This is a genomic window from Micromonospora sp. NBC_01796, from assembly GCF_035917455.1.
Taxonomy (GTDB): Bacteria; Actinomycetota; Actinomycetes; order Mycobacteriales; family Micromonosporaceae; genus Micromonospora_G.
On sequence record NZ_CP109078.1, the window covers coordinates 7,350,605 to 7,374,776 of the forward strand.

At 69.4% G+C, this 24,172-nt stretch carries 15 protein-coding genes; 1 reads left to right on the forward strand and 14 read right to left on the reverse strand.

Annotated elements, in window-relative coordinates:
• The 14 genes from OIE47_RS32750 to OIE47_RS32815 all read right to left on the reverse strand — a co-directional run bounded on the left by OIE47_RS32750 (position 1) and on the right by OIE47_RS32815 (position 21,825).
• The gene (locus OIE47_RS32750; RefSeq protein ID WP_326558400.1) at positions 1-777 is read right to left on the reverse strand and encodes a hypothetical protein; all 777 of its coding nucleotides are present in this window, start codon (positions 775-777) and stop codon (positions 1-3) included.
• A gap of 1 nt (position 778) precedes the next feature.
• A complete protein-coding gene (locus OIE47_RS32755; protein ID WP_326558401.1) occupies positions 779-11,449 on the reverse strand; it encodes a toxin glutamine deamidase domain-containing protein in 10,671 nt (3,556 codons plus the stop codon).
• A gap of 55 nt (positions 11,450-11,504) precedes the next feature.
• Positions 11,505-12,164 carry a hypothetical protein gene (locus OIE47_RS32760; protein WP_326558402.1) on the reverse strand — a complete coding sequence of 220 codons (660 nt, stop codon included), beginning with the start codon at positions 12,162-12,164 and terminating at the stop codon, positions 11,505-11,507.
• 85 nt (positions 12,165-12,249) lie between these two features.
• The gene (locus OIE47_RS32765) at positions 12,250-13,218 is read right to left on the reverse strand and encodes a hypothetical protein (RefSeq protein WP_326558403.1); all 969 of its coding nucleotides are present in this window, start codon (positions 13,216-13,218) and stop codon (positions 12,250-12,252) included.
• Positions 13,219-13,228: 10 nt separating this feature from the next.
• The gene (locus tag OIE47_RS32770) at positions 13,229-13,582 is read right to left on the reverse strand and encodes a hypothetical protein (RefSeq protein WP_326558404.1); all 354 of its coding nucleotides are present in this window, start codon (positions 13,580-13,582) and stop codon (positions 13,229-13,231) included.
• Positions 13,566-13,988, reverse strand: coding sequence for a YbaB/EbfC family nucleoid-associated protein (locus OIE47_RS32775; RefSeq protein ID WP_326558405.1), 423 nt, complete (start codon positions 13,986-13,988; stop codon positions 13,566-13,568). Before OIE47_RS32775 ends, OIE47_RS32770 begins: the two co-directional genes overlap by 17 nt.
• Before the next feature lie 88 nt (positions 13,989-14,076).
• Entirely contained in the window at positions 14,077-14,949 is an 873-nt protein-coding gene (locus OIE47_RS32780; RefSeq protein WP_326558406.1) for an SseB family protein, read from the reverse strand.
• 48 nt (positions 14,950-14,997) lie between these two features.
• Positions 14,998-16,074 (reverse strand): SMI1/KNR4 family protein, encoded by a 1,077-nt coding sequence (locus OIE47_RS32785; RefSeq protein WP_326558407.1) that lies wholly within the window; start codon positions 16,072-16,074, stop codon positions 14,998-15,000.
• Positions 16,071-16,679 (reverse strand): hypothetical protein, encoded by a 609-nt coding sequence (locus tag OIE47_RS32790; RefSeq protein ID WP_326558408.1) that lies wholly within the window; start codon positions 16,677-16,679, stop codon positions 16,071-16,073. The genes OIE47_RS32785 and OIE47_RS32790 overlap by 4 nt, the downstream gene beginning before the upstream one ends.
• Positions 16,676-18,706, reverse strand: coding sequence for a hypothetical protein (locus tag OIE47_RS32795; protein WP_326558409.1), 2,031 nt, complete (start codon positions 18,704-18,706; stop codon positions 16,676-16,678). Before OIE47_RS32795 ends, OIE47_RS32790 begins: the two co-directional genes overlap by 4 nt.
• Positions 18,707-18,715: 9 nt before the next feature.
• A complete protein-coding gene (locus OIE47_RS32800) occupies positions 18,716-19,711 on the reverse strand; it encodes a hypothetical protein (RefSeq protein ID WP_326558410.1) in 996 nt (331 codons plus the stop codon).
• A gap of 168 nt (positions 19,712-19,879) precedes the next feature.
• Positions 19,880-20,164 carry a WXG100 family type VII secretion target gene (locus tag OIE47_RS32805; RefSeq protein ID WP_326558411.1) on the reverse strand — a complete coding sequence of 95 codons (285 nt, stop codon included), beginning with the start codon at positions 20,162-20,164 and terminating at the stop codon, positions 19,880-19,882.
• Positions 20,165-20,220: 56 nt separating this feature from the next.
• On the reverse strand, positions 20,221-20,553 hold the full coding sequence (locus tag OIE47_RS32810) for a WXG100 family type VII secretion target (protein ID WP_326558412.1): 333 nt from the start codon (positions 20,551-20,553) through the stop codon (positions 20,221-20,223).
• A 399-nt stretch (positions 20,554-20,952) separates the two neighbouring features.
• Positions 20,953-21,825 carry a class I SAM-dependent methyltransferase gene (locus OIE47_RS32815; protein ID WP_326558413.1) on the reverse strand — a complete coding sequence of 291 codons (873 nt, stop codon included), beginning with the start codon at positions 21,823-21,825 and terminating at the stop codon, positions 20,953-20,955.
• 911 nt (positions 21,826-22,736) lie between these two features.
• Between OIE47_RS32815 and rox the strand changes: the two genes are divergently transcribed.
• On the forward strand, positions 22,737-24,164 hold the full coding sequence (gene rox / locus OIE47_RS32820) for a rifampin monooxygenase (protein WP_326558414.1): 1,428 nt from the start codon (positions 22,737-22,739) through the stop codon (positions 24,162-24,164).
• Positions 24,165-24,172 lie beyond the last annotated feature (8 nt).

A 24,172-nucleotide genomic window follows, 5' to 3' on the forward strand; every position in this document is an offset into this window, starting at 1 on the left:
CTAGACCTCCGCTCCGCGCACCGAGTCAGGCCTGACCCAGAGCCGTGCCGCACCCGCCAAGGCAGCCCGGTGGTACGGCGCCAACTCCTCCCCCGTCCAAAACACCTCCACCTGCGGATTCTCCTCCCCGCGGCGTACGAGCGCCCGCTGTAACTCGTAGGTGACACGTGATGACTGTGTGTCCGGAGCGACCTCTGCGAGGTAGATTCGATGGCCGCCGCCGGGCGGACCATCAGGCCCGAATCGCCAAGCCCGCCATAGGGCGATGACGTCTTGTCGTCCATAGACGTTGCCGAGAGCTGCGTCGTCCTGCCGATCCGTCAGGTCGAGAGCGAGATCGTCCAGGTGGGCCAGGTCAGCCGGCAGGTCAGAGAGGGCGAGTGGATCTCCGCCGGTCAGGTCCAGACTGGGCGGGATACGCTCCCCCGCTGAGACCAGCACCTCCGGCGGAGCCGGATAGAAGCGGTGGTCGGTCGGGGGCGTGGGTTCCTCCGAGATCCGTACCAGATGCAGCCCTGCCGGAGGGTCCCCCTCGACTCCCAGCGCCACCAGTGTGTAGCGCAGCAACTCCGCCTCGGCAGCCCGCAACGGCAGCCCGAGCTCCAACATCGAGCCCGAAATCGTATCTGGCAGGTAATTCAAATCACCACCACCCAGCATACCGCGGGTGTGAGTCAACCATTCATCAGGAACCCGACCAGCAAACCGAAACAACAACTGATGCAAACCACCGTAGACCCGCCGAGCCGCGTCATCCAGCTCCAGCCAATCAGACACGTTATTTCTCCTCCATGACGATGACTTCATAGCCCTGCGGCGCCTCCGGGATTACTCCGTTGGCAACCATCTCGTCGACAGTTTCGTCAAGTTCGGCCCGGATCCGATCAGCCAGTTCCGGTGCATCAACCCGATGGGTCCGCGACCACGGCGGAAGAACCGCTTCCTGGTCTTCCGCGAAGGACGAGAAGACCGAGATATCCCGAGCCTGCATGCCGCTGAGCCGGTAGACGACGAATACCCTTCGGTCACTGGCCGGATTTTCTGCCATGAACCGAACCGCCACGTCCAGCCGACGGCTGACGCTCAGAAACTCACGTGCCGTTCCGTTCCGCCAAAGCCGCGACCCATAGATGGGCGAGTGTACCGGCGTTATCCAGTCACCTCGATAGGCGAGCGCCGGAGCATGCATCGAACCGAGTGTCGGCAGGCGTGACGTGGCGTCGTGCACCATGTCAGCATGCCAGCGCATCTCGTCGAAGAGGCGGGCAGCCGGTGCGTTGAGAGACGCGTGGATATGGCTCCACGCAGTCTCCATCTCATGTTCCGCCCGCACGCGTGCGGCTCGAGCTCGGTCTACCTCCGGTGTGCGGCGAGTGGCCGGATGCTCGGTCAGCAGCAGATCCGCAGCGTCGTATCGGCGGGCGGCGTCGACCCAAGCTCTGGCATGCGGGCTGAGTGGGGAGTGGGAATCCAAGTGGCCCTCGCCAAGATGCAGGACGGGGCGGAGCGCCAAGGGCAATGGCAGTGCCTTCTGCCCCGTACGGAGATTCTCCAGGTAATTTGAGACCAGTTCGAGGACCTTGTCCTTCATCCTCCCCCGGACTATCGGCTCGGATACGCCGGCGGTCCAGAGTTGGGTCCGGATGACGTTGTTGATCAGGTAGTGGCTGTGCCGGGTGTACACGGTCAGCGCCATCACGTGCGGTTCCGAGAGTCGTTCCCCCAACGAGCGGACCGCCGCCACGTCGCCCGGGTCGATTCCGTTACGGCTCAGCCAGTCGGCGAGGTCCGGATCGGTGACGTGACCGTCACGTAGTTGCGGCCAGAGCCGGGCAGCCGTGTCCCGCACCTTGGGGTGCTGGGTCTCGGTGAACCCGTCCGGGTCGGTGGCATGTCGGAGGTAGAGGGATTCGTGCGGGAACAGACCGTCCGGCAGGATCCGGGTCCGCAGCGTGTGCAGGTCGAGACCGGTCAGGTTCCGGTAGAAGTTCACTGCGTTGGTACGGGCGCTCGGCTCGAGCGCCTGGCGTCCGACGCCGGCGATCTGGGCACCCCTGGCGATCTCAAACAGCGAATGGTCACGGCAGGGCAGCATCCAGCCCATCAGTGCGCCGAGGAACCCCTGCAGCTTCGCCGGGTCGAGACCGAGGAATTTCGCCGCGGTCAGCATGCGGGTGGTGGAGGCGGAGATGCCGTCGATCACAGGAAACCCGTCACCGGCGACCTGTCTGGCCCACCGGCTCCCGGTCGTATCGTGCGCGGTCACCCCCTCCCGCCACGGCAGCGGGGTGTCCGGGGTCAGCGGCCCATCCACCACCGATTCCACGTACGCCCGCTCGAACCGGCCGAGCGGCGCTCCCACGGCGTCGTAGGAGTCGGGGGTCCTGATGAGGCCAAGCCGTTCCAGATCCGTATCTTTGCGGTTGTCCCGCGTCCACTGGCTCTGGAACAACTCTGCGAGATCCCACACGCCGCGCTCGGAGACCATGACGACGTTGCCGGTGCCGAACGGGTCACGGGCAAACCGGAAATTGTGGGGGTCGAACCGCGCCTCGATCCGGCCCAGGATCGCCCGGTGCAGTCGCTCGTCAAGTTGCCGCCTCATGGTGGCGAGCTGGTCGACGTCCAGTCCCAGCTCCCGAGCGACGCTCCACCGCCCGTTGTCGATCACGTGGAGCACGGCGCTCGCCAGCGTGGGCGAAGCCCGGTTGTAATAGGCGGCGTTGTAGAACGCCGTCACGGTCTCCCGGACGTTGCCTTCCGCGAGCAGCTCGTCAAGGGTGACACCGGTGCCGACCTGGCCGGCGCTTCCCTCATCGTCATCGCGGAAGAACGCACCCTCCACCCGCTGTGCATGCGCGGACGCGCTCTCGTCGGCCCGCCGCGGGGTGAGTTCCAGAAGTACGTCCCGCAACCTCCCGACCGCCTCGCGAGCGATGTCGAGGGTGGCGGGGTCGTTGAAGTAGTACTCCCCCACCCGATGCTCGAAGCGGGCCGCCTCATCCGCCCAGCGGGGATCGTTGAAGAACCGCTCGAAGTCGAACGGAACCCGGACCGTCTGATCCCGAACGTTCGTCGGATCACTCGCGGTATCGGTCAATCCATCGCGCTGCTCCGGCAGGGGTGCGGTCGGTGTCCCCCCGGCCTCCTCCGTTACGCCGCGTATCCGCCCTTCGTCGGCCACGTCCCGTCGGCCAGCCGGGTCCGCACTATCTTCTGGTACGCCTTCCGGTAGAGGAGGTTCTCCACTCCGTCCAGCGGTCTGCCCAGCTGCGTCGCCTTCTCGATCACCATCAGGCGATCCATCTCCGGAAAGCCAAAGGCGTATTCGACCTCCTGACTGTCCTCCCCGACCTTCTGGAAGTCCACGAGAATCGCCATCCGGACGTCCTTCCCCCCACGACCTGTCTAGATCCTCGCCGGCCCGTCCCGGCGCCACGTTCGCCCAGTCATGCGACCGGTTGGCGTGAGTATGCGCCTCACGGTACGTGGCCCCCGGATGGGCCTGCAGGTAGTTGGACTCGGCGAGTTCGTGCTCCAGCAACACGAGATCGGCGTCCACGTGCCGTCCCTCGCGCAACCGGATCCATGCCTCGGCGATGTCCTCGTCCGGCGCGAACCGCTGGCTGACATGCCCGCCCTCGTAGTCGTCCAGGAGGTGTTCCTCGACCATCAGATGTTGCTTGATCTGGTCGATCTCCGCGCGGGTGAACCCGACCTGGCCGTCCGACCGTTGAACGTCGGCCAGGTGACGGGCGATGTCGGGGACGTCGGAGTTGTCGGCGCGGAACCGGTCGTAGGCCTCTGCTGCCCACTCCATCGCCCGGATGTCGTCTCGTGGCCTGACTCGCGCCCCGGTCGATTCGTCCGGCGCGGGCTGGGCATCGGTCGGCTCGCCGCGCGTGGGGTGGGTGGTGTCCACCGTCCTTCCCGGCGCGGCCGGGGCACGCGAGTCGGGAGCAGGTTCACCGACGGCGCGGCGCGTCTGGTGCCGGTCGGTGGCGGCGGGCGGTGTCGGCGCGGGTGTGCTGTGGGCACTGCGCGGATGGAAGGGCCCGCCGTCGCTGACCCGTTGGTACGCCCGCCAGTCGGCACCGAGCAGCGCCCGCTTGCCGAGCCAGCTCGCCTCCGGCCCACGCTCCCCGTTCCAGCCAGCCCGGCTGACCTCGTACGGGCTGGGGTAGCCGGGGGTGCCGAACTCGTGCCGGGCGGCCCGGTCGAGAATGTCCCGGGCGCCTGCCTGCTGTCGGCGGATCTCCGCCACGATCGCGTCCGGGTCGGTCGCACGGTAGAGGGCGCGCAGGGCGTCGATGTCGACCGTGGTGTCACCGGCCGCCCACCGGGCCACCGCGGTCGCGTCCGTGTTCGCGCTGCGGACCTGCATCCCGAGGCGCTGCATGACATTCCGGGCGTGGTGTCCGGTCTCCGGCTGCCAGTCGAATCCGGCCCTCGCCCAGGCATAGCCGCCGACCGTGGATGCGGCCCGAAGGCTGATGTGGTCAACTCCGGAATAGCTGTACCAGTCCCGCATCGCCCGGTTGAACTCTTCGGCGACTCCCTTGCCGTGAACCGTCGAGGAAACCTTCAACGAGGCGTGCTCGGCGATCAGCTTTCCGTCATGATCACGACGGAACTCGCGGACCGCCCGGCCGACATTGCCACGCTTCGGGTCGATGATCTCGGCACGAACGATCACGCTGTTGCGGTAGACGCTGAAGGTGTGCGGTTCGGTCAGATCGAGCCGTAGCCGCATGCCGGCGAACTCCAGGCTGCCGAGGTGGCGTGCGAACTCCTCCCGGATCGCGTCTCCCCAGCGGGCGATCTCGGCGTCGGTGGACGGGATGAGCTCATCCAGTGACGGCGGGCGCCCCTCCCGGTGCCACGGCGGGTCACTCCAGATCTCGTCGTGGGAACTCTCCGGCGGCGGCGCCGGCTCCGCGGTGGGCTGGCTCGCATCCGGTACGGGGGCCAGGTCGGGCGCTGGCTGTTCCGGCCAGAGCACATTGGTCGACGTACTGTCGGGCCATCCCTGATCGTGCCGGAGCACGCCCGAGTCCGTCGCGTACGGCTCCGGGCGGGGCGCCGACCACGGATTCGCGGCTGTGTCCGGTACGGCGATGCGGGCCGGCGGGTCGCCGAATCCGAAGAGCTGGCGGAGACCGTCGAGCATCCGCCGCAGCACGCCCGGCTGCTCGGCCCGTGCGACCGGGTCCGGTGCGACACGCTGGTCGGCCCGGACCGGATCGGGGTCGTGGCGCCAACTGTCCCAGGCGGGCGCGCCACGGTCATCCGGCCAGCCCCGGGTGGCGTCCCTCGACGACTCCGGAGTCGCGTCGGGCGTCTGGTCCGGCCACCCTTCGGGTCCGGAGTACGCCGTCCGGGTGCCGTCGGATGCGGTTACCGGTGCGGAGGTGTCCCATCCGTCTCTGGCCAGATCTGCTGGCCAGTCGGCTGCCCTCGCCTCCGGGCCTCGACGTACTGCTCGATCACCACCGGTATCGGCAGACTCGGATGGACTGTGATCACGCCCGTCCGGTCGATGATGTAGTTCCCCTGGCCGATGTGCATCCCCCGGCCACGCTCCTGTTCCGACAGGATCTCCTGTGCCAGCCAACCGAGCTCGAACGGGTGAAGCGCTATCTGCGTGCCGGCCCCGACCAGTCGGGTCATCAACTCCCTCGCCTGATCCTCGGTTATCTCCGGACGCTGATCCATGATCTGTTCCCTCGCTGTTGTTGACACCGCCGTCGGGTTGCCCGACCACGCCTGACGTATCGGGCAGTGAACTGCTGCCCAGGCCATCGCCGCGGATCGACCACAGGGTGTGGGTGGCGGCGACGTAACTGGGCGGCGGCTCGATCCACGTGCGGCCGTTCTGCGGGTCCCACCAGACCGGGCCGTCCGCGCCGTCCGGGTAGACCAGAACCATGGCGTGCCCGCCCCGACTCTGCACGGCCCCGTCCGCGTCCGTGGCGGGTTGGCCGGTGGAGGAGTCGACGTGCAACCAGTCCATGACGACCACGGCCGACGCTCCCGGACCGGCGTCGGCGACCTGTTGGTGCAGGACCCGGTACTGGTCGGCGATGGCGACGGCTCGGCCGGCGGGGTCGACGGGCATGGTGCTGTCCGGGCCGGTCCAGTTCGCGCCCAGCCAGTCGACAGCACGTCTGGGCCCGTCCGCCTCGCCGGTGATCCGGTCGATCGAACCGTCCGCGAGTCGGTCGGGCCAGCGGGGCGCGGAGACCTCGGGATGTCCGTAGAAGCTGGACAGCGCCGACAGCGAGCAGTCGAGACAGTTGTTGCTCCGGCCGGGCACCTCCGGTCCACCGTCGTTGACCAGCTGCCCGTACGGATGGTTCGACGGGTTCGCGAGCACGGTGTAGCCGTTCTCGGTCCGGAGGCTGTCGGCCACGTCCCGCTGGTGCTGAACGTCCTCGATCTGTCCGAGATTCGCCGGACCGACCGTCCGGGTCGATGCCAACGGTGGCCTGCCGCCCCCGAGCGGGGAATTGCCCGGACGGTGGCCGGGGTCGACGGGCGCCGTGGGATCTGAAGGGGGGTCCGTGGTCGGGTCCGGCGGCGGTGCGGCGTGGTCCGGTACCCGATCTGTCGGACCTCCGCCTTGCTCGGTGGTCCCGTCCCCGGGGGCTCCGGAGTCCTCGCGTTCTATTGCCGGGTCCGGGTCGTTGCCGCCCTCCGGCATCCGTCCCGGCGGTTCCACGAATCTCCGGGCGTCGGCGTCCCACTCGCCGATCACCCGCTCGCCCTCGTCGGTGTGGTGGGTGATCCGACCGTCGGCATGGCTGACGCGGCTGCCGTCACCGAGGTAGACGTCGATCCGACCGACCTGCCCGAGCCGTTGGTCGCCATCGGCGAGCATCCGGCCCAGTCGGGAACGGAGAGAGTTCACCGCGTTGTCCCGGCCGAGGCCGGCTGCGCGTCCGTCAACGACGACGTCACCGGCGAGACGGGTGCCGTCGGGCTGCGGTTTGAACTTGTCCAACCCGCGCCGGACCTGGTCGTCGACGGCGGACCTGGTGTCCCGGCCGACGTCCTTGTACTCCACCCCCCGGCCCGGGTCGTCGGGTCCGGTTCGCTCCAACGCCTCCAGCGATCGGTACCCGGCGTGGTTGAGCGAGTGTACGGGCAGCCTGGTGACGAGCCTTCCCTCTTCGGCCCGGAGCGCGGCCGTCTCGCGTTCGCGGGCATCGAACCCCTGCGCAGTGCCGTCGTGTCGGTCGTGAACCCCAGGGGTGTAGGACTCGCCCATGGGTCCGGGCTGCTGCGGATCCAGTGGTCCGAACCGTTCGGGTGGGAGATGCAGGCGCCGTGAGGTTTCCGGGCCGTTCTCGCCCTCGACCCTGCCGTCGCCACCGACCGGGTTCTCCTGGTCGGGCCGGTTGTCACCGCCGGATCGGTGTTCTCCGTCAGGGCCGTTGTCCCCGGTGGGCGACTGGGTGGGATCCGGGTGGCCGACTCCGGTGGTTCCGTCGGCGAGCGGCGCGAGTGCCATCTCTCCCTGGCGGCTCTGGATTCGCTCCAGGTCCCAGCCCTGCGAATCGAAGACGTGGGCGGTGATCGGGCCGTGCAGACCTCCCTGCCGGCGCTGGTCGGGCTGGGGGTGGGTGGATTCGGCGATGGCCGTACGGGCCTGCTCGGTCACCTGTTCCGGAGTGAGCTCCCGCAGCTGCGAGACCAGACTCTCCGGCACCGCGCTCGGGTCGATCCGGTAGCGGACAATGAGGTCGTCCACCAGTTGCCGAGGGGTGAGAGCGGCCGTGTCCCGGTACCCGTCCGTACTCGGGATACGGGGATCGACCTGCGGATCCGAGGACCGGAAACCGGTCAGCCCGTGCATGAACCGTTGCTGCACCGAGAACGCCTGGAACTCCCGCTCCAACCTGAGCTGCTGCACCAGCCGACGTGCCTCGGCTCCCGACATACTGTCCCTGACCAGGTCGGAGACCAGGGCCATGTTGGGCTGCATCGCATGCATACCCTCGTGCACGACAGTCGCAGCGATGGCGCTGATCGGCCGAGGTACGGTGATCGACTCACCGGTTATCGGATGTCTTGCCGCACCCGTCGGGTTGACGAAGGTGATGCCGAGGCGTGAGTCGTAGAAACCGCGACTGTTGCCGTTGATGCTCTCCGCGAGATGCGACGCGTCTGCGGGGGACAGGACCTCCGCGGCGTGACGCATGTCCATCGGTACGGTCCGCTCGAAGGTACGCCTGGCGTGGACCTCGAACTCCGGACCCAGCACATCACCGATCTTCGCGATCGCGATGGCCTGGTCGATAACGTGGAACCGGTGGGTCTCGGGGTCGATGGACGCGGCCCGGTTGGCCATCTCCACCGAGTTGAGGGGGTCGACGCCGTCGAGGTCCCGCCAACCCGGATCAGCCGGCAGGTCCGGTCGGGTGGGGTGGTGCCAGTTCCGGTATCGGTCGGAGTACTGGTTGACCGAAGAACTGAGTTCGCGCACCTGACGAACCAGGTCGCGGGTGTCGCCGGTGACCCGGGCCCGGGCGGCGCTGTCCTGCAGGCGATCGGCGACCCTCGCGATGTCGTCGAGATCGCGGAGACGGCCGGCGACCGCATGCTCCGGATAGTTGTCGAGCAACCGCTGCCGGGCCTGGTCGACCAGGTCGCGGACCTGCCGGGGCAGGTCCGCGCCGGTCCGTCCGTCCGGCGACGGGAAGTTGGGGCCGAGGTTGTCGGTCGGACGCAGCTCGGATTCGGCGGTGTGCGTCGCGTCGGGTCGCGGTCCCGTCTCGGCCTCGGGCCGAGCTGCTTCGTCGGGCCGGGTATCGGCTTCGGGCCGCGATGCCGTCTCGGCTTCGGCCCGGGCCGCTCCGTCCGGCCGGGTATCGGATTCGGGCTGCGGTCCCGTCTCAGCTTCGGGCCGCGCCGCTCCGTCTGGTTGAGGCGCTGGCTCGGACCTGCTTCCACCCTCGGGAACGGGGCCGGCCTCGACCTCGGGTCGGGGCGTACCGTTCGGTTGCTGGCCTGCGGTCTCGCGATCGGGCCGAGCCGCGCCCTCGGAAGGATCCGTCCGGTCGACACCCTCCGCAGGATCGGTCCGGGTGGCGCTGTCGGGCTCGGGTGTGTCGGTGGGGGTAGCCGGAGGGTTGGGACTGTGTCCCTCGCCGCGCATCTGTTCGAGCCGGGCGTCGATCTCGGTCGCGTTGAGCGGGCGACGGGTGCCGGTTTCGTCGACTCGGGTGAAGTTCTGCTCGATGAAGCCACGCAGGCGTTCGCCGTACCGGTTGAGGTTTTCCGGGCGGGTGTTCAGTGCCTGCTGTACCAGGTCGGGTGTCAGCGGTGGCGCCGACCCGGTCGTCGGGTCCGCGCCGTCGGGCGACCGGCCGAAGTGCTCGGCGACGCCGTGCGCGTACTGCGTTTCGATCCGCGTTTCGATCCGCTGTTTCCACTCCTGCCAACGCGATTCCGCGCGTCCCGTACCCCCGTCTCCACTGGGTTGGGACGTCGAGGCCGGCGGCTCGCTGCGGGCCGAGTCGGTTCGGGCGCTGTCGGGGGCCGACGGTGTGGTCGAACCGGGTGGTTGCCCGTCGACGCTGCGCTGGTCGGATCCATCCGTGCGGTGGCCGCCGTCCACCGAGTCCGGTGGCGGTGCCCCGGCCGACCTCTCCGAAGTGGAGACGACGCCGTCGGTGGTGGAATCCGATTGGGGTGGTGGCGGGCCATCGGCTGTCGTCACCGGGCCGGTCTGCGCCGGCACGTCCGGGTCGCGGGTGCGGTCGCCGTCCGCGACCGTGTGGTCCGCTGTCGGGGACGTGGTCGAGTCAGGGGTCGCGGGTGCGTCGGTGCCGGGGGGCGTCTGGACGGAGTCGCCGGTGCCGGTGGTCGGGCCTGCGACGGTCGGGTCCGGCCGGCTGCCCGCCTCGGGTGAGACCGGAGGGTTGGCGTCCGGCGTCGGCGTGGTAGGCGCGCTGGGGGTCGGCGTGGCCGGGGTCGGCGTCACGACGGATCGTTCGCCAGGCGGTGGACTCGCCGGCCCGGGATCGGTGCCGGTAGCCGGCGGGGTGGGTGTGGCTGTGGAGTTGACCGTGGAGTCGCGGCCGGTCGAGGTCGATCCGCTGGTCGTCGAGGTTGTCGAAGTGCTCGAACCGGACGATGTCGTTGTGGTGCTACCCGAGGGGGCGGGTGCTCCAGTCGACACGGGTGCTCCGGCGGGTACGGCGGGCGTCGTCCGTGCCCCGGTCGTGCCAGTCGCCGCGCCCGCGCCGGTGTTGGAGACGCCCGTCGCTGCCGAGGCGGGTGTGTTCGTCGCCGATCCCGACGGGATGCCCGCCGGAGTGGGCAGGACCGCTTGAGTGGGCAGAACCGCCGGCGGAGCGAGATTGCTCGGCGCCGGCGTGGGCGCGTTCGTGTTGCCGAACAGGTTCCGGGCGCCCTGCCCGACCGTGGGGGTGATATCCGGCCGAGCACCGGGGCGCCGGCCCTCACTGACGATCTCACCGATCAACGCCGCCGGGGTGACGGCACTGAGCAGGTTGTCCAGCGTCATCCCACTGTAGAGGTGGTTGCGCTGCGCCCAGTCGGCCAGGCCGGCCGCGTCCAGCATGCGGTCCCGGCCGTACTGCAGGACGTTGTCGACGGTCTGGCCGAGGCCGAACGCAACCGCCTCCATGACCCGGCTGTGGATCCCGAGGGTCAGCGGACCCCCGATCGCGCCGGCGATGAAGCTGTCGACCAGCTCGACGCCGAACCTGGTCGCCCAGCCCTCGGTGAACGGATCGTGGCCCTCGGCGGCCTGTATGAGCAGGATCCCGCCCTTGATCCCGCCCATCACACCGGCGTACATGATCCCGCCACGCAGCGCGGCCCGCCCGGCGTTCCTCGCGAGATTCTGGGTGAACTGCCGTACGCCGGCCTTCACCGTCTCCTGCCAGAGCTTCGTGACCAACTGACGGGCCAGTTGCACGATGGACTGCCTGGCGGTGACGATCGCGACCAACCCGGCCACGCCGCCGATGCCCGTCCAGATCGTGAGGATGGCCTGGATCAGCGCAACCGCCATCATCACCAGCGTGACGACGGCCATCCACTTCATGGTCTCGATCTCGAGCGCCTTGGCGTGCACCGTCTGCTGCACCGCACCGAGCAACTCGGCCATGCCTGCGGTCTCGGCGAAGTACGCCTGGAACTGCTCGCGGGCGACCTGGGCCGCCCCGTCGCCCTGCCACGCGTCGAAGTCGCCCAGGTAGTCCTGCAACTCCTCGAGGTGGGCGCCGTAGAGCTCAGCGGCCTGCAGGTAGGAGTCGGCGAGGTCGAACAGGCGGCTGTGCCGCGCCTCCGGCCACTGCGTGATCATGTCGAGGAAGTCACCGAGTACGGGGATCCACTCGTTGATCTGGATCATGCACTGGCGTACGGCCTCCAGGGCGGCGTCTGCTCCGTCCTCCGCGACGTTGTCGCCCAAGTGAACCTCCCCTCGATGTCCCGGGTCCCCCAGTGCGTGACCGCCCTGCTGTCACTTACGGACGGCTGACGTCTCTCGCGACGTACTCCCGCAGCCAACCGACTTCCTGGCCGGGTCCACCGGCCACGTTCCAGCGCAGGACGTCAACCTCGCCCTTGACGTCCAGGTGGTAATGACAGGAGTGGAAGGTGATTTCGACCCGTCCTGCGACCTGGCGCACCCTCGGCGGGCTCACCACCTCCGGGTCCAGGAACGGAAACTCCGCCAGGATCTGGTCGACGCTGTGGACCAACCAACCGGCCTTCGTGAACGCGCTCGCGGCCTGGGCGGCGACCACGGGGCGGTCGATGTCGGGGCCGGAGTAGAACTCGGCGAGCAGTTCCGCGTAGGCGAGCGGGTCCAGGTCGTCGCCCAACCGGCCCCCCAACCCGCGCATGGTGGCCTGGTCGTTGACGTGCAGCACCCCGCCGTCGCGCTGCAGGATCAGACCGAAGGTACGCGACGCGGCGTCCTCGACGGCATCGTCCAGGACCAGACGGAATGCCTGGTCGACCCAGGGCTCCCGGGCAATGAGCCAGTCGGCGGGCTGGGCGTCGTACCAGCCCCGGTTGGTCTTGATGGCCACGCTGTCCGGCCAGTCCCGCCGGTTGACGACATTCTCGTGCGGGGTCAGGATGTAGCGCTCCACGGCAGCGGTCAGCCGGTCCCCATCCACCAGACACCTCCCTGTCACTGCGGCCACCTGACAATGGCGCTCATCGTCACACGCGTTCACCGACGATTCACCGGCGGACCGGGTCCTAGGATCGGCCCGTCGCACCGAGCCGGGCAGCCAGCTGGTCGAGCAGGTCACGCACCAGGCCGCCGAGCGCCTCCGGCGGTGCGTCGGCGGAGTGACCTCCGACCAAGCCGTCGATCACCGGGCCGGGCGCGTCGCCGACAACCGGACTCGGCCCGCACGCGACCGCGACCCATTCCCCGGACTCGACCCGGACTTCGATCGATCCCCGGCCCCGGAGCAGGTCCTCGACGGACAGTCGGCTGGTCAACGCGGCCGACTCGATGACCTCCCGCCCCACGTGCCCCGAGCCGACCCGCGGATGTAGCGCGGCGTCCAGGACGACACCGAGATCGTCGTCCCCGAGCGTACGGAGGACCGAGGCGACCGGCCCGGACCAACGCCACCGCCCGTCGTCAGCCACCATCGGGACAATCTGGAGCAGCGTGCCGGTGTCGAAGACGGCGACCCGGCCACCGGTCGTGGGGCCGCCGGACACCAGCGGATCGCCGCTCGGCGCGGCGGCCGGCGTCAGGTCCGACCAGACCCGTTGGCCCGTCCCGTCGGCCGGGGTGTCGGGTGGGAACTCCCTGGTACCCCGCTGTGGCCGGAAGTCGGCGAGAATCCGCAGGTAGTCGCCGTAGGCCATCGACAGATCCAGGCCGGTCAGCCGATCGAAGATCGCCCGGCCGAGCTGCTCCTGCGGCCCCCGGAAGTCGAGCGACAACTCGAAGCCGTACGGCGCGTACGCCGTCACTTCCTCGTCGGACCCGGCGCCGTCACCGAACCCGGCATCCGGGTCCCGGTCAACCGCGTCGAGGGTCAACTGCCCCCAACCGTCGACCCCGATCAGCGGCCGGGCGTCGACCGGGAACACGTAGCCCTCGCCGGAGTGGAAGTAACCGGTCAGGTCCAGGGTCTCGGCCACCCGGTGAGCCAGGCGCGGCCCGGGACCCGAATAGCTCAGGTAGATCTCGACGGTGTCGCCCATCAGCAGCCCACTACACGTTCGTCTCGTCGATCCGGGTGGCGTTGTCGGTGTCGGTGCCCTGGTATTCCGTCATGGCGAGGATCGTGCCGTCGCCGACGCGGGACAGGCCCTCCCCCGCTCGCGACAGGCCGGTCTGCACCATGTCCGGCAACGGCTCCTCGGCGCCCGCGGGGACGGCGTAGTACGTCGTCTCGAAGGCGTTACCGTATTCGTCCGAACCCCACGGGCGCTCGGCGTGCACGGCGTTGATGTCGCCGAGTATCGCCTGGGTCTCGGTCTTGAAGGACTCGGCGATCGACCTGAGCACCGCGCCGGTGCCGGCCACCTCGTTGGGATCCCCGTCGACGTTAAGAAACGTACCCATGCCCCTCCTCCTCCCGTTTGCGCATCGCCTGTGGCAGGTCGGCGTCGTGGTTGTCCAGCATCACGTCGAAGTCCGTCTTGGGGAGAAACCCGTCGGTTTTCGGCATCACCCGGTCCATGACCTCGCGGGTCTTCCGATTGGCTTCCTCGACGGCTGCGCGGACGGTGGAGAGGATCGACGCGGACAGTGCCTTGGAATTGGGGGTGCGGTAGATCCGGGGATCGATCTCGAGCTCGATGAGCTGGCCACGCGGGCCGACCACGGCCTTGATCATGCGATCGTCGGACCATGCGGTTCCCGTGATCTCCATGACCTGCTGGCGGGTCTGCGTCGCGTCTTCGAGTGTGCGCTGAAGGCCGTCGATGACGCCGCGTATCGCCGACCACTGCGGACGTTCTCGTTCCACGCGCGCACCTCCCCGTATCGGTCGCACCGATTCCCTCCACCGACGACGACCTGTTTCGACAATAGATGACGTCCGCCCGATCCGGTGCTCAGCCGTCCCCGCCTCGCAGCAGGTCGGCGACACCACCGACCCGCTGCTGAGGAATCGGCGGCTCGGGCGCCCCGGTCTCGGTGGCCGGCGGTGCCGGTGGCGGGTTGCCGGTACGACGGTGGGCCAGCTCGGCCGCGTACGTCAGCAGTCCCCGGACCCGGTCGCCGCCCAGCGAGAAGGCGATCGGCGAGCCCGGGTTGACGGCGAGCCGGAAGTCCCCTTCGGGCCACTGCCGCACCACCGCCACCAGGTCGAGATCGACCGTCGCTAGGTCCAAGCCGTGTCCGGCAAAGAAATCGTGATACCGCTCCGAGCTGGTGAACACCGGAATCGTCGGTAGGCCGTCCACGTCCACGGCCTGGGTCGGCACGGTCACCCGCGCGATGACCAGCAGATCGAGCAGTACCTCACCGTCGAGGGCGGCGAGCGCGTCGCGCAGCAACCCTTCCAGTTCCGTGGCCGGGACGAAGGCGGCCAGCGCCGCCGCGTCCGGCACCAACGTCGGTACGTCCTCCGGCGCGACCAGGACGCCGATCGGGCTGACCGGGTTGACCGCCAGCCCCCAACCCGACGGCATGGTCCGGGCCAGCTCCGAGAGGCTGGTCGGGCGCCACCCGTCGGCGGTGACCGTACGGTGCAGTGCCTCGGGTGAGGTGAAGACCGGCAGGTAGGGAACCCCGTCGCGGTCCCGGGTCAGCAGGCGCTGCCGTACCCCGTCCGCCGGCCCACCGTCGTCGCGGAACCCGGGCAGGTACAGCGGCGCACCGGCGAGGATGCCCATCAGCTCGGGTATGTCGCCCGCGTCGGCGGCATCGCGTAACCGGCGTTCCACCTCGTTCGCCGGCGCCCAGGGGGCCGTCGGCCGGTCCATGCCGGGCTCCACTGTCACCCAGTTCCCATCGTCATCGACTTTCCGTGGTCATCGGGCCTCGAACAGCGCAACCAACGTGTCACGCCCCGTTTCCACCGGCGGCTGCCACGGCGCCTTCATCCGCGATGGTAACCCCGCTCCGACCGGGTCGGCGCGGACCTCGATCACCTGATCGGCGTCAACCCAGGACTCGGCGATCGCGAGCAGGGCCCGGGACGGCTGGACGAGCCGCGCCCAGAAGTCGTCGATGCTGTCGGCGCACCGCCGCAGGAGGTTCGCGCAGATGTATTCCGCGTCGTAGCCGTCACGGTCGCGCGGGTCGTCGTCGTCCAGGTACCAGACCGAGTCGAGGTCGCCGCCGGACACCCGGACCGCGAGCAGTCCGCCCTGCACGTACCCGATGGGTAGGAAGTCGACGGTCAACCGGTCACGCAGCCACTGCACCAGGTAGGACAGGTCCTGATGCCGGTCCTCGCGGGCGATGCCGAACAGCGGCTGGTCGGCGACGAAACCATGGCCGGGCAGCACCCCGGGGCCCGCCGGTCCGGCGCCGTTGGTCGCGGCCAGGAACCGCCGGTACGCCTCCGGCAGCGGCCAACCCAACGCCGTTTCCAACAGGGCGACCATCTCCTCGGGAACGGGCTCGGACGCACCGGCGGCCACGGGCACCGGCCGCTCGTCGAGTCGTAGCCCGCGCCCGGCGACCGGTAACGTGCTCAGCCCGCCCCCGTGCCGGAACGAGCCGTGCAGTTCGATCGGCACCAGCGCGAGCTGCCGGGTCAGTGCGACGTGTGCCCAACACCAACCGACCGGGGTCGGTACGGTCCGATGCCGCTCCCGTGATATCACCCAGAGCGGGTCGCCGTCAGGTTCCGCCGCCCAGCGGGCCATTGCCGCGTTCGCCGCGAGTACGTCCACCACCCGTACCTCGTCGCGGCTCAGCCCGGGCACGGGAGGCGGCAGTTCCACCACCGCCCGGGCGCAGAGCGCCCAGTCCGGGTAGCCGTACGGCGTGACCAGCACACCCTGCCGGTAACGGACTCGTAGGACCGGTGACCCGGGGTGGATGACACTCATCGCGAACCGGGCGCCCGGCGGCTGACTGCCCGAGTCGGTGTCGGTCACGGAGCCAGACGGGCGAACGTGCCGGCGGCGACGCGGGCGACCCGGTCGACGGCGTCCGCCGGTAGCCGATCCTGGTCGCGCACGACGCGCAGGCGGATCTGCAGCACGAGATTGCCGTGGTAGCTGAACAGCTCGACGCCCCGTTCGTCGCCGGTCCAGAACGCGCCCGCGCCGGCCGCGGGCACGTCCGTGGTCGAGGTCTTCGCCAACCGACGCGCGGTCTCGAAGTACTCCTTCGCCCAACGCCCGTCCTTGAGTAGCTCCGCGTCGACCGAGAGGGTCACGACCGAGGTGTCCGACGACCGGGACGTGTCGCAGAGCCGCGCGGTGGCGGCGAGCGGGGTCTCGGCCTTCGGATAGACCTCTGCCAGCGCTGCCAGGTCAGCCCGTTCACAGAGGTTACCGCTCGGCACGTAGACCGGCCCCTGGTCTGCGGGCGCGGCGGGCGCGGCCGTGGTCTGCGACGGCCTCGGCGGCAGGGTCAGCGCCCTGCCTGGCTCACTCTCGGTCGACGGATCCGCGTCCCCGCAACCACCGGCCGCGACCAGCACCGCCGCCGCCAGCGCAACCACCGTCGTCCAGGAGCGGACTCTCCGGGCGGTCACGTGCCGAGGGTCGGTTTGGGTTCCACGGACGCAGTGGTCGGCCGGACGCCGTCCAGCACGCCACCGCCCGGGGTCTCGACGGTCCACACGCCCTCCTGGTCAAGAATCTTGCGGATCTTGTCGATCTCGCGCTCCGCCGGGTCGACCGGCGGCTGCTCGGTCGACATCTTGCGCGACGTTATCTCACCGGACTGGCCGGAGAACGCGGCCCGCCGTTGGCCGCGCACCACACCCGAGCTCGGGTCGGACGGCTGCCGCTGGCCCGGGGTGGGACGGGTGGCTCGACCGACGACCGGGGTCGTGCGCGGCGGTGGCGGGGCCAGGGGATTGGCGGGGGCGTCCGACCCGGCGGAGGGAACCGGGGGAAGGACGGGCTCGGCTCCCTGCGGGCGTTTCGGCCGGGACCGGGCCAACACCGGTGGTGCCGCATCGGACCGACGCGCGGCGGCGCCGGGAACCTGCGGAGTCGGTGGCATCCCCGGTACGGCGGCGCCGCCGCGACGGGGACCGCCGGCCCGTACGCCGGGCGGTGGCGGTGTGGCACGCGGATTGCGCAGCACCGGGGAGGACGGCGCCGCCGGAGGGGCACCGAACTGGTTCGTGGGGTTCGGGCCGCCCGGAACGGCCGGGGTCGGCGCCTCAGGACCCCGCTTGTTCCCCTGCGGGTTGGCCGGCGAGGCCGGACCTCCCTCGGCTGGCCCACGCCCCCTGACCTGTGGCGGCGGTGGCTGGCCGGCGCGTGACTGCGGCATCGACGGCGGCAGACCCTCGCCGGAAACGGGTGTCGGGCCGCCGGATCCGCGCAGCACGCTCGACACTCCGCCGCCGGGCAGGTTGCTCAGCAGGCCCCGACCGATGGCCGGCGGCAGACCGCCCGGCCGCAACGCCGGTGCACCAGCGGCTGTCGGGCCCGACGGCAGCGTCCGCGGGACGGCGGGCGGCACGGGCGCCACCACAGGCGGTGGCACGGGCAGACCGGCCACCGGCGCCGTCATGTTCGGGGCGGTGAGGTCCGGGCGGGTCACGTTCGGAGCGGTGAGATCCGGGACGACGTTCGGGGCCGTGATGTTCGGTCCGGTCAGTTTCGGCGGCGTCACCTGCGGCGGCGTCACGTCCGGACGGACGACCTTCGTCCCGGTGATGTTCGGGCCGGTGATGTTCGGATTCACGCGCGGCGGGTTGATGTTCGGCAGGCCCAACTCGCCCAGCTTGTGGCGGGCGATGAAGTCCGGGTTGAACCGAACAGCGTCGGTGGGTCCCTCGTAGACGGTGGCCCTGCCGCCGGCCAGGTCCTCGTTCATCACCGACCAGTAGTCCCGGGCCATCCCGTACTGGACCCGTTGCGCCTCCCAGTTCCAGCGGAGCTGGTTGTCGCGCATGAAGGTGACGTACTGGTCCGCGTACGGCGTGCCCGGGATGAGGTCGTCCACCGAGTCGTACCCCTTGGACTGCAGCCACCGTGAGCTCATGTCCTCCATGCCCTGCTCGTACCGCTGCCAGAGCTGGGTCATCTCCGCCTGGCGGCTGACGATCACACCGGCGAGGGCGAGCGTGCCGAGCCAGTTGGTGACGGCCGCGTCCTCCCACGCGTCGAGGGACATCAGGGTCGCGCCCGGTCCACGGGCCAGAAAGGCGTCGGCGCCCTGGCCGGTCCAGCCGTTCTTGCCGTTGCTGCCGTCCTTGAGCTTCGTGGACGCGTGCAACACCCGGGTCCGCAGGTCGTCGAGGACCCGGCTGACCTCGTACCACTGGTCGGCCAGTTGGCGGACCACCGTGGCGTCCTGCGCCATGATCCTTTTGCGGATCTTCTCGATGCTGTCCGCGTAGAAGGCCTGCTTCTCCTCGTTCGAGGAGAGGACCCTGCCCTCCTCCGTGTCCCAGTTGCGTGTGGGCTCGATGTACTCGCCGCTGGCCGGGGGCGGGTAGTGCCGGATGTCCTCGCCCATCCGGCGGGCCATCTGCCGGTTGAGCTGCAGCTGCTCGTTCTGCGCCGACGTGTAGCCGAAGTACTCCTCTTCGCCCGCCACGGTTCCTCCTCAGTACCCGGCGCCGTACTCGCGGACGGTGTGGTCCATGCCGTGGGAATCGAGCTGCTCGGAGACGTTTTCCACCGGTCCCTGCGTGCCGCCCTCGCGGTGCTGGTCCCGTTCGACAGTCGTCGTGGTGGGCTCCGATTCGCGCCGCTGGCCCTCGACCGTGCTGCTGCTCTCGTTGGTCACCGTGATGCTGCCGTCGGGGTTGTTGGTCGTCGTCGTGGTCGACGTGCTGCCGTTCTGGTCGTTCCCGCGGCTGGTGGTGACGCTGTTCACCGGGGTGCCGCGTACGGCGTAGCTCTGCTCGGTGACGGTCGAGATGACCTGCCGGTCGGCCCCGTAGACGGTGGTCGTCAACACCTGCGACTCGCTCGTCCAGGCCGAGGTACCGGGTTCGGTCCGATACTGCACGACCCGGTAGGAGCCGTCCGAGTAGTAGTAATAGGTGAGGCCGGCCGCGACGGTCTGCGTGAAGCTGACGGGAACACCGTCGCCCATCGACGCCATCGGCACCGGGCCGGCTTCGTCGGCCAGCCGCTGCTCGTACTCCGACCAGCTCTCGACCTTGCGGAAGCCGCGTGGCGGGTTCGCTCCCGGTTCGGAGAAGACAAAGCCGATGTCGGCGACGTTCGCCGCGTTCTCGCTGTCGGAGTTCTCGTACAGTTCGGCCACGACGGCCGCCGCCGAGCCGATGTTGCGGACTCCCTCGGTCACGTCGGCGCTGAAGTGTTGGAAGTCGCTGAGCCGGTGGTTCATGAAACGGGCCGCCTGCAGTCCCTCGGGGAACGCCTCGCCGTCGTCCGAGGTCGCCAACCCGGTCATGATCAGCATGTTCATCTGGGACATCGCCGTAGCGGCCGCCCCGCTGGCCTGCCCGGAGAGCGAACTCAGCTCCTCGAAGTAGCTGACCAGATCGGTGACCTCGACGTTGACCTTGTCACCGAACGACCTGTAGTCCGAAGGCGTCCCACCGACCTGGTCTTCCCTTGGAACCCCCATCGTGCCTCCCCCGAGAACCGCGATGTGCCCGACCGCCCTACGTCACGACTGCGGGGGCACGGAACAGCGTATTACCCGTCGGCCAGCCGCCGCAGCCGACGATCCCGGCGAGGAGGCGTACCACCTCGCCGGGACATCTCTTCGTGAGTCGTCCGGTCAGCGGGCGCCTCAGAAGTTGGCCGAGATCCTGCTGTCCACCTCCTGCATGCGCTCGGCGGACGCGCCGAGCTTCATGCCGAGGCGGGCCAACGCCTCTTTGATTTCGGTGGCGCCCTGGTTCCACTGTGCCTGCGCCTGGTCGCACGCCTGGCCGGCGGAGCCCGACCAGTCGTTGGCGAAGAGTTGCTGGAAGGCGTTGTAGAGCTCCCCCAGCTCGACGTCCAGGTTGCCTTGGTAGGTGCCGATCGCGGTCGCCACATCGCCGATCGCGCCGAAGTTGTAGGTAATGCTCATTGGTGTGTCACCTTTCGACTGTTCTCGACCACCAGTAGGGACCTCAGTCGCCGAGGTCAGCCGCGCAGCGCGCTGATGACGGCGCTGTTTCCGGTCCCCTCGGCGGCGGCCCGGATCTCCGTCGCCGCATCCTCGTCCTGAACCCCGAACTGCGTCGAGGCGTCGCTGATCTTGCCGGACAGGCCGTCCAGCGCGTTCAGGATCTTCGTCAGGCCTTCGTTGAGGTCACCCGAGACCAGTTGCAGTGCGTTGTTGGCCGAACCGGCCATGCCGGTACCACTCAGCGACGTGATGCGGTCGAGCAACTGCGCCATTCCCGTGGCAAGCCGCTCCCCGGTGTCCTGGCACCGCTGCGCCATCGCGTTGAGCTGGTCCTGCGTAGCGTGCACTTGGCCAACGCCTGGAGTATCCGTCAAGGTGGATTCACCCCGCTCCTCTGTAACGCCCCCCGCCCAGGGGAGCCTCCCCTTGGGTCGCATGAAAGCTCATGCGCCGTGTCTCGCGACCCGAAGGTAGCGCCATTCGTCCACTCAGGCCACCCGGATCTGCGCCGATGCCCAGATCCGTCGGGAAATGACACATCCGGGGTCGTGCATTGGACAGGCTGATCAGACGTACGGGTCACGCTCTCCCGGGAGTCGGGTCGTCCCCGGCTGCCGGTGGGTGGTGGTCCGCGCTGCGCCAGTTCCTGGTGGCCGGCGCCTCTCCGTCGAGGTGCCCGCCCACTGGGCCGCTCCGCTGTCGCATCGGGTCGCCCTCAACAGGGTGGAGCTGGCGTCCTGCGCAGCTCAGGGACGCAGCGCGCGCAAGAACGCGATGGCCACCGTGCGTCGGGTGGGCGTGCCGAGCGCTGCCCGGGCGGTCATGTGCGCGTCGAGACGCTTGCGTTCCGCACCGGTCAGTGCCGTGGCAATCGCTTCGCCGTACGTGGGGACCAAGGGGTTGGGTGCCACCTGCTTGAGCGCTTCCCAGTCGACAATCGGCTCGCCAGGCACATCTACCTGGGCGCGATAGTCCAGCTCCACTGCCTCGAAGCCCGCCGCTACCGCCCACTCCACGAGGTCACGCTCGTCGAAGTCGATCATCGGCCGCTCGCCTTCCGCCGTGACGCTCCGGTAGACGTCGCGAACCTTGGCGAGCAGGTCGTCCACCGATGAGGCGCCCAGGCCGAACAGGTCGTCGGGACGGCGCTGACGCGCGAAGCGATTGATGGGCTCGAAGAGGGACACCCGCCCGCCCGGCCTCAGCACCCGGAAGAACTCCACGAACGCGGCCGCCTTGCGAGCGGAGTAGATGAGCACCGACCGGGTGGTGACGACATCCACGGACGCGTCCGGGATGCCGGTCAGGTCCTCGGCCGCCGCGAGAACGAAGCTGCACCGTTCGTCGCCGCCGGCAGTCCGCCGACACTCGTCGAGAAGATCCCGTGAGACGTCGCTGAAGATGACGTGTCCCTGGGGGCCGAGCCGGTCGAGTGCGCCGAAGCCGATCAGTCCGGTTCCACAGCCAACATCAAGGACGACGTCCTCGGGCAGCAGACCTGCTCCGTCAAGGACGCCGTCGCGTACCACCGCGAGGTCCCGGTCGCTGCGGGCCCGCAGGGCCGCACTGTTGCCATCTCGTCTGGTCAGCAACCACTGCGCCCACTTGTCCTCCGCCACCAAGCCACCGTATCCGCCCGTATCCACCGCCACGCATGTGAACCCTTGCCGGTCAGGACCATGAGCCTCCGACGGCGCCGGCCCAGAGGTCCAGGCCCACGCACGGGTACGCGCCACCCGCCTCGGCCGCGAAACGACAACGAGGACCCGAGACGTACGGACGGACCGGCGCCGACCTCTCCAATTATCGAATTACCTGCTAATGCAATCCGATAATTGACCCAAGAGGAACCCGTCGACAAAACGGGACGAAACGCGCTGCACCATAATGACAGTTATGGTGTGCTGCTCGATCGGACCAGACGGGCGCGTCGACAGTGGTACGTCCTCCGGACGCGCCCAGGCGCCGGGTGCGCTCACGGCGTTGGCGCGTACGTGGGGCGTCGGGTCGGTGACGGCGCCCCGCAGCAGTGCCTCGATCTGTCGGACGCCGCCAGCGGGTACGCGGTCGCGGAACGGGCCGAGACGGCCGGCCGAGGACGGACACCACGGCCCGACGAACGTACGGGCTGCCTGCGCGCAGACCTTGCCTCATCGGCCAAGCGATCCCCGGCAATGGATGAGGTCTCAGGTGTGTTCGGCGCGTCGCCGTCGCGAGAGGAGTCTGTCCGTCCGCAGCGGACGACAAAAATTAAGGCAAGGGAAACGCTTACTCCCTCGCCACTCTTAACGTATACCGCACCGGGGGGCTTGCGGCAAGACCCGGGTCGTGCCCCACAATCTCCAGCCGGGGCCAGGACCTGCGGAAACTGGGGCTTCGCGAATCACCTGTGCTCGCCTCGGGGCGCGGGGCACGCGGAAGGTTGCTCCACCGGTGGGGTCGAGGTGCCGTTGCGGGGCACTCGGTGGGCAGATGCGGTTTGCGTCGGGCCGCTGGCCGAAAGTTCACCTTGTTTCGAACGGGGAGTCTCATGATCGATGTGATTGTTGCCGGGGGCGGGCCGACCGGTCTGATGCTGGCCTGCGAGTTGCGCCTGCACGGCGTACACGTGGTCGTGCTGGAGCGGGATACGGAACCGACCAGGGTTGTCCGCTCCCTCGGCCTGCACGCCCGCAGTATCGAAGTGCTGGACCAGCGCGGTCTGTTGGAACGATTCCTTGAGCTGGGCAAGCAGTACAAGATCGGCGGTTACTTCGCCGGCATCACCAAGCCGTGGCCCGACCGGTTGGATACCGCGCACGGGTACGTCCTCGGCATCCCGCAGCCCGTCACCGACCGGCTGCTGACCGAGCGCGCCATCGAGGTCGGCGTCGAGATTCGGCGTGGTCGTGAACTGGTCGGGCTGAGTCAGGACGACCACGGGGTGACCGCCGAACTCGCCGACGGCACGCAACTGCGCTCGCGCTACCTCGTCGGCTGCGACGGTGGCCGCAGCACGGTGCGCCGGCTACTGGGCGTCGGCTTTCCCGGCGAGCCCGCCACGGTCGACACGCTGCTGGGCGAGATGGAGCTGACCGCGCCGCCGGAAGAAGTGGCCGACGTGATGACCGAGGTCCGCAAGACCCAGCTCCGGTTCGGGGTCGGACCGATCGGGGACGGGCTGTACCGCGTTGTCGTACCTGCCGACGGGGTGTCCGAGAGCCGTACGGTCCCGCCGACCCTGGAGGACTTCAAGCAGCAGTTGCGTACGACGGCCGGGACCGACTTCGGCGTCCACTCACCGCGCTGGCTGTCCCGCTTCAGCGACGCCACCCGGCTGGCCGAGCGCTACCGGGTCGGCCGGGTGCTGCTGGCCGGTGACGCCGCGCACGTCCATCCGCCGCTGGGCGGGCAGGGGCTCAACCTCGGCATCCAGGACGCGTTCAACCTGGGCTGGAAGCTGGCCGCCGAGGTCGACGGCTGGGCACCGAATGGGCTGCTGGACAGTTACCAGGCCGAGCGGCACCCGGTGGCCGCCGCGGTGTTGGACAACACTCGGGCGCAGACGGAGCTGATGTCCCTCGATCCGGGTCCCCAGGCGGTGCGTCGGCTGCTGTCGGAGCTGATGGAATTCGAGGACGTGAACCGGTACCTGATCGAAAAGATCATCGCGATCGGGATCCGCTACGACTTCGGCGAGGGGCACGAGCTGCTTGGCCGGCGGCTGCGGGATGTGAAGCTGAAGCGGGGGCACCTGTACGACCTGATGCACGGCGGCCGCGGGCTGCTGCTCGACCAGACCGGCCGCCTCTCGGTGACGGGCTGGGCAGATCGGGTCGACCACGTCGTGGACATCAGCGAGGAACTGGACGTACCCGCGGTGCTGCTGCGGCCGGACGGCCACGTGGCCTGGGTCGGTGACGATCAGCAGGATCTGCTCGGCCGGCTACCGAAGTGGTTCGGGGCCGCCGTCCACTGAGCCCGCAC